The organism is Nocardioides ferulae (assembly GCF_003660455.1).
Taxonomy (GTDB): Bacteria; Actinomycetota; Actinomycetes; order Propionibacteriales; family Nocardioidaceae; genus Nocardioides; species Nocardioides ferulae.
This window is the reverse complement of the sequence record NZ_QZVR01000009.1, coordinates 173,098-179,175: the sequence shown is the minus strand read 5'-3', so window position 1 is coordinate 179,175 and position 6,078 is coordinate 173,098. Positions and strand designations below refer to the sequence as shown.

Genomic DNA, 6,078 nt, shown 5'->3' with positions numbered 1-6,078 from the left:
CTCGCAGTCCAGGGCCTCGACGACCCGCCAGGTGTTGGGGAGGCGGTGTTGGAGGTCGAGGGTGTCGGCGATCAACGCCCGAGCGGTGGCGGCGTGGGTGTGGCGGGCCATGCCGAGCTCGGCGATGCAGGCCTCGCGGACCTCCGGGGTGCCGTCGCCGCCGGGTTGGGTCATCGGGTCGACCAGGCCGGCGAGCTCGCCGGCGGCTTCGCGGACCGGTTCACCGTGCAGGGTGGCCCAGTGGGCGGCGAGTCGCATTTCGGTGACTTCGGCGGCGCGGCGGGCCATCATCGTCTCGGTGGTGGCGGCCAGCGTGGCCCGTGCGTCGAGATGGGTGATCTCGTGCGGTTGGGGGTGCTGGCTGGTGGGCATGGGTCTATTTTAGTTCGAACAGGTGTTCGGGACAAGGGTTGTGGTTGGGTTTGTGGGTTGGGTGCGGGGGTCTCGACTCGCGTCGTCGCTGGCGCTCCTCGCGGCTCGACCAGCGGTGTGGTCTCGGCAAGCTCGACCAGCGGAGCGAGCTCGACCAGCGGTGTGGTCTCGGCAAGCTCGACCAGCGGAGCGAGTTCGACCACCGGAGCAGGCTCGACCACCGGCAGGGTCTCGGCAGGTTGGACCACCGGGGCGGCACGCGGCGGAACGCTCGCGGCTCGCCGGCCGTCGTACGGACGTGCGCCGACACCCACGCCTGCTGCCCCTGGCGGCCCTGTGTGTGCTGCTCCCGCTGGCCGCGTGCGGCGAGGAGAGCTCGCTCGGTCGCGACGCGATGACCTCCTACGACGGCCCGCTCCACCTGCCGGAGGGGGACGGCCGGCATCCGCGGGCCGGTGCTGCCGGCGACGTGGTCGACTGCGATGCGTGGGGCACGGGCGCCTCATTGCACGGCGAGGTCTACGAGGAGGGCGCCACCTCCGACTCCCCGGCAGCGGCGGTCAGGACGGCCCGCAGCGAGGGCCTGTGGCTGTCGATGCCTCCCGACCTGGCCGTCGCCGCCGAGACCGACGACCGGGTGCTCTACGTCGCCGAGGTGGCCGGACGGCCGAAGGCGGCGCTGATCGTGCACGACGGCCAGGGGAGCGAGGGTGCCGGGGGCGACGGCTGGTACGTCGAGTCGTGGGCGGTGTGCGACGTGGTGGAGCTGCCGGCCGGCTTCGTCGAGGAGCGCGGCTACGAGGTGTGGACCGACGCCGACGGACAGGTCGTCCCCACTGACCGTCTGGAGGTGTTCCGTGGCCCGGAGCACTGCGACCAGCAGGACATGACGTTCCTGAGCCTGGGCCCGTGGGGCCGGACGCCGACGTTCGTGCGCGACCCCGACCCGGAGCCCTACCTGCGTGACTACCTCAGCGAGCCCTACCAGCCCCACACCGCGCTGCCCGCCGACGCCGTCGACTCCGGCTTCCGCCGCGGTGACGACCGGCTCTGGCTGGCCCCCGACCGCGCCCGCGCCTACGTCGGCGCCGCGCGCGACGACGTGGAGATGTGGCCGCGGATCGTGAAGCGACTCACCTGCGCCTAGGGGCGTCGGCCTACGGCGCGTAGAGACCCGCCGCGGCGAACACCTCGCGGGCGGCCTGCACCTGCTCCGGCGAGGCCGCGTCGACTCCCTCGAGCCGGTCGACGAGGCCGAGTCGTGCGTACTTCTCGCGGCCGAGCCGGTGGTAGCCGAGCACGTCGACGCGCTCCACGTTGCCCAGCGAGGCGACGTACGCCGCATGCCGCTCGAGGTGCTCGGGTGCGTCGTTCCAGCCGGGCACCAGCACGAACCGCACCCACACCCGCTGGCCGCGGGTGGCCAGCCGGTCGGCGAACCGCAGCGTGGGGGAGAGGTCGAACCGGGTGAGGTCCTCGTAGATCGCCGGGTCGATCGCCTTCACGTCCAGCAGCACCAGGTCGGTGGCGTCGAGCAGCGCGTCGCCGGCCCGGTCGCCCAGCGCCCCGGAGGTGTCCAGCGCGGTGTGCAGGCCGAGCTCCTTCCCACCGGCCAACATCGCGGTGGTGAACGCCGGCTGCAGCAGCGGCTCGCCACCGGAGATGGTGAACCCCCCGCCGGACGCGGCGATGAACCGTCGGTAGCGGGCGACCCGTGCGAGCATCTCGTCGGCGGTGTGCCGGGTGCCGCCCCGCATCGACTGGGTGTCGGGGTTGTGGCAGTAGGCGCAGGCCAGCGGGCAGCCGGCGGTGAACAGCACGAACCGGGTGCCCGGCCCGTCGACACCGGTGGAGAGGTCCCAGGAGTGCACCGCGCCGGTGAGCGTGGAGCAGGCCTCGGGGCGTACCGCCAGGTCGGCGCTCACCTCACATCGCCTCGTGGAAGGTGCGGTTGATGACGTCTCGCTGCTGCTCGCGGGTGAGCCGGACGAAGTTCACGGCGTAGCCGGAGACCCGGATGGTCAGCTGGGGGTAGTTCTCCGGGTGCTCCATCGCGTCGAGCAGCGTGGCCCTGTCGAGCACGTTGACGTTCATGTGGAAGCCGGCCGAGGCCATGTAGCCGTCCAGCACCCCGGCGAGGTTGGTGACCTGCTCGTCGCGGGTCCGGCCGAGGCCGGCCGGCGTCACCGTCGTGGTCAGCGAGATGCCGTCCTGCGCGGAGTCGAAGGGCAGCTTCGCCACGCTGAGCGCGGAGGCGACGATGCCGTGCCTGTCGCGGCCGTTCATCGGGTTGGCTCCCGGGGCGAACGGCTCGCCGGCGCGGCGTCCGTCGGGGGTGTTCCCGGTGGCCTTGCCGTAGACCACGTTGGAGGTGATCGTCAGCACCGACTGGGTGTGCTCGGCGTCGCGGTAGGTGGGGTTCCGGCGCACCTTGGCCATGAACGCCTCGACCAGCTCCACCGCGATCTCGTCGACCCGGTCGTCGTCGTTGCCGTACGTCGGGAAGTCGCCGGTGGTCTCGAAGTCGACGACCAGGCCACGCTCGTCCTTGACCGGTCGCACCCGGGCGTGCTTGATCGCCGACAGCGAGTCGGCCGCGACCGACAGCCCGGCGATGCCGCAGGCCATGGTGCGGTGCACGTCGGAGTCGTGCAGCGCCATCTCGAGCTTCTCGTAGGCGTACTTGTCGTGCATGTAGTGGATGACGTTGAGCGCGTCGACGTAGGTGCGGGCCAGCCAGTCCATCATCGCGTCCAGCCGGGCGCGCACCTCGTCGTAGTCGAGGACGTCGTCATCGCCGGAGCCGCCGAGGACCGGGCCCGCGGGGCCGACCTGGGCCCCCGAGATCTCGTCGCGGCCGCCGTTGATCGCATAGAGAAGGGTCTTGGCCAGGTTCACCCGGGCGCCGAAGAACTGCATCGCCTTGCCGACCGCCATCGGCGAGACGCAGCAGGCGATCGCGGTGTCGTCGCCGAAGCGGGGCCGCATCTGTTCGTCGGACTCGTACTGGATCGCGCTGGTGTCGAGCGAGACCTGCGCGCAGAACCGCTTGAACCCCTCGGGCAGCCGCGGCGACCAGAGCACGGTCAGGTTCGGCTCCGGCGCCGGGCCGAGGTTGTAGAGCGTCTGCAGGTAGCGGAACGAGGTGCGGGTGACCAGCGGGCGGCCGTCGTCGCCGATGCCGCCGATCGACTCGGTCACCCAGGTCGGGTCGCCGGAGAACAGCTCGTCGTAGGCCGGGGTGCGCAGGAAGCGAACGATGCGCAGCTTGATCACGAAGTCGTCGACCAGCTCCTGGGCCTGCTCCTCGGTGAGCACCCCCTCGGCCAGGTCGCGCTCGAGATAGACGTCGACGAACGTGCTGGTCCGGCCGAGCGACATCGCGGCGCCGTTCTGGTCCTTCACCGCGCCGAGGTAGCCGAAGTAGAGCCACTGGATCGCCTCGTGGGCGGTGCGGGCGGGCGCGGAGATGTCGTGGCCGTAGGACGCGGCCATCTGCTTCAGCTCGCCGAGCGCACGGATCTGCTCCGAGAGCTCCTCGCGGGCCCGGATGACCTCCTCCGAGGCGCGCCTGGAGTCCAGCGCCCGCAGGTCGGCGACCTTGCCCGCGACCAGTCGGTCGACGCCGTAGAGCGCCACCCGGCGGTAGTCGCCGATGATCCGGCCGCGCCCGTAGGCGTCGGGAAGCCCGGTGATGACGTGCGAGCGCCGAGCCGCCCGGATCTCGGGGGTGTAGGCGTCGAAGACCCCCGCGTTGTGGGTCTTGCGGTAGCGGGTGAAGGTCTCCTCCACCTGCGGGTCGACGTCGTAGTGGTACGCCGCGAGGGCGTCCTTGACCATCTTCCAGCCGCCGTTGGGCATCATCGCCCGCTTCAGCGGCGCGTCGGTCTGCAGGCCGACCACCAGCTCGAGGTCCTGGTCGATGTAGCCGGGGCCGTGGCTGGTGATCGAGCCCGGCACGTGGGTGTCGATGTCGTAGACCCCGCGCTCGCGCTCGGACGGGAACATCTCCGACAGGCGGGCCCAGATCGCGGTGGTCCGCGGCGTCGGGCCGGCGAGGAAGCCGGCATCGCCGGCGTACGGCGTGTAGTTGGCGTTGATGAAGTCGCGCACCGCGATCTGCTCGCACCACGCGCCGCGGGCGAAGCCGCGCCACGGGTCGGTGTGGGCTCCCTCCGTTGCGCTGGCCAGCGTGAGTGCGGGGCGGTCGGCCACGGTCGTCACTGAGTCATCAGTCCTTCGCAGGACGCGGCCGAGCCCGGCGCTCGGCGGACGTCTGCTTGAGCATGCAACGAAATCGCCGCCGCACCACCTCGGCGGGACCTTGGTCCCGGGGTCGCCCGGGCCGCGGTGTGGCCACTAGGGTCGCGGCCATGAGGTCGCCACGTCGCCTGGCCCGTGGACTCGCCCGTGACCTGGCCCGCGGTGTGGCGCGACGGGTGCGGGACCGGGTGTCCTACGCTCCCCGCCGCGACGGCCGACCCGACCCCGGTGAGGTCGTGTGGGGCTGGGTGTCCTACGACGAGGACCCCGACCGTGGCAAGGACCGCCCGGTGCTGGTGATCGGCCGCCGCGGCCGGCAGCTGCTGGCCTTGATGCTCACCAGCAAGGACCACGACCTCGACGCCGAGGACGAGGCCCGCTGGGGCCGCCACTGGATGGACGTCGGCTCCGGCGACTGGGACGCTCAGCGGCGCCCCAGTGAGGTGCGACTGGACCGGCTGCTGGTGCTCGAGGAGCACGCGGTGCGCCGCGAGGGCGGCACGCTGTCGCGCCCGGTGTTCGACGAGGTGATCGCCGCGGCCCGCAGGTTCCACCCACTGGAGACCTGAGCGCGGTGCCTGCGCGAGCGCAGGCCGGTCAGGAGCCGAAGGTGCGCGCGACCCGCCGGACCGCGACCGCGACCGCGGTCTCCGCGCCGGCGAGGGCGGCGCCGACTCCGCTGCCCGCCGGGCTGCCGACCCGCCAGCTGCGCGAGCGGGCCGAGATCTCCATCACGCTGAGCAACCGGCCGGTGCGCAGGATGCCCAGGGCGGAGACGGTCCCGCCGCGGCGGTCCGCGGCGGTCGTGTAGCCCTCGGCGACGCCGGTCGGCACCGTGAGCTCCCGCACCGGCCCCACCCTGCGGGAGGCCCGCTCGGCGCAGTCGGCGTGCCAGGCCACCAGCACCCGGTGGGCGCGCCAGGCGGAGCGGCGGTCGGCGAACCGGGCGACCACCTGGGTGGCCCGCGCGTCCCGGCCCGAGGAGTGCTCCCTGCGGGCGGCCCGGAGCGCGCCGATCGTCACCAGCGGCGTCTTGTGGCAGCCGCCCGCCACGGCGGCCCCCTCAGCGCCCTCGGCGGTCACGGTCCAGCCCAGAGCAGCGCCCGGTCCGGGGACGGCGGCGGAGGTCAGGAGGTGGGTGCCGAGATCCGCCGGGATGGCGCCCGGGCTGCGTCCCGGAGCCAGGGGGCGAGCCGGCAACGGGGCGGGAGCGGCGCCCGGTGCCCCGGTGGCCGACGGGCTCGGACGCGGTCGGCGCGAGGGCCGGTCCGCCGTCGTCGGGGGCGGAGCGTCGGGGGTCGGCTCGGTGGTCGCGGCGAGGCGGTGCCGGGAGACCGGTGGCTGGTCCGCGGCCGGCTGGGGGTCGCCGCCGCACGCTCCCGTCACGAGCACGAGCAGCAGGGCGGTCGGGAGCAGGCGGCGCACCTCGGCATCGTAGGGACG

The 6,078-nt window shown here is 73.2% G+C and carries 5 protein-coding genes and 1 pseudogene; 2 read left to right on the top strand and 4 right to left on the bottom strand.

Going from position 1 to position 6,078, the window contains the following annotated elements; translation table 11 throughout:
* A pseudogene (locus D6B71_RS13540) lies at positions 1–372 on the bottom strand (hypothetical protein); the annotation flags it as partial.
* A gap of 298 nt (positions 373–670) precedes the next feature.
* On the opposite strand from D6B71_RS13540, the gene D6B71_RS13535 reads away from it, so the two are divergent.
* A complete protein-coding gene (locus tag D6B71_RS13535; protein ID WP_126688271.1) occupies positions 671–1,519 on the top strand; it encodes a hypothetical protein in 849 nt (282 codons plus the stop codon).
* A 10-nt stretch (positions 1,520–1,529) separates the two neighbouring features.
* Here D6B71_RS13535 and pflA read toward each other — a convergent pair whose 3' ends face one another.
* Positions 1,530–2,297, bottom strand: a complete 768-nt coding sequence (gene pflA, locus D6B71_RS13530) for a pyruvate formate-lyase-activating protein (RefSeq protein WP_121255851.1) — start codon at positions 2,295–2,297, stop codon at positions 1,530–1,532.
* Between the two features lies 1 nt (position 2,298).
* Entirely contained in the window at positions 2,299–4,587 is a 2,289-nt protein-coding gene (gene pflB / locus D6B71_RS13525; protein WP_121255927.1) for a formate C-acetyltransferase, read from the bottom strand.
* A gap of 158 nt (positions 4,588–4,745) precedes the next feature.
* On the opposite strand from pflB, the gene D6B71_RS13520 reads away from it, so the two are divergent.
* Positions 4,746–5,204, top strand: a complete 459-nt coding sequence (locus tag D6B71_RS13520; RefSeq protein ID WP_121255849.1) for a type II toxin-antitoxin system PemK/MazF family toxin — start codon at positions 4,746–4,748, stop codon at positions 5,202–5,204.
* A 28-nt stretch (positions 5,205–5,232) separates the two neighbouring features.
* Here the strand turns inward: D6B71_RS13520 and D6B71_RS13515 are convergent, their stop codons facing one another.
* A complete protein-coding gene (locus D6B71_RS13515) occupies positions 5,233–6,060 on the bottom strand; it encodes a hypothetical protein (RefSeq protein ID WP_126688270.1) in 828 nt (275 codons plus the stop codon).
* Positions 6,061–6,078: the final 18 nt, after the last annotated feature.

Coding starts and splice junctions, on each gene's coding strand:
- D6B71_RS13520 (WP_121255849.1), top strand. CDS start 4,746: ATGAGGTCGCCACGTCGCCTGGCCCGTGGACTCGCCCGTGACCTGGCC.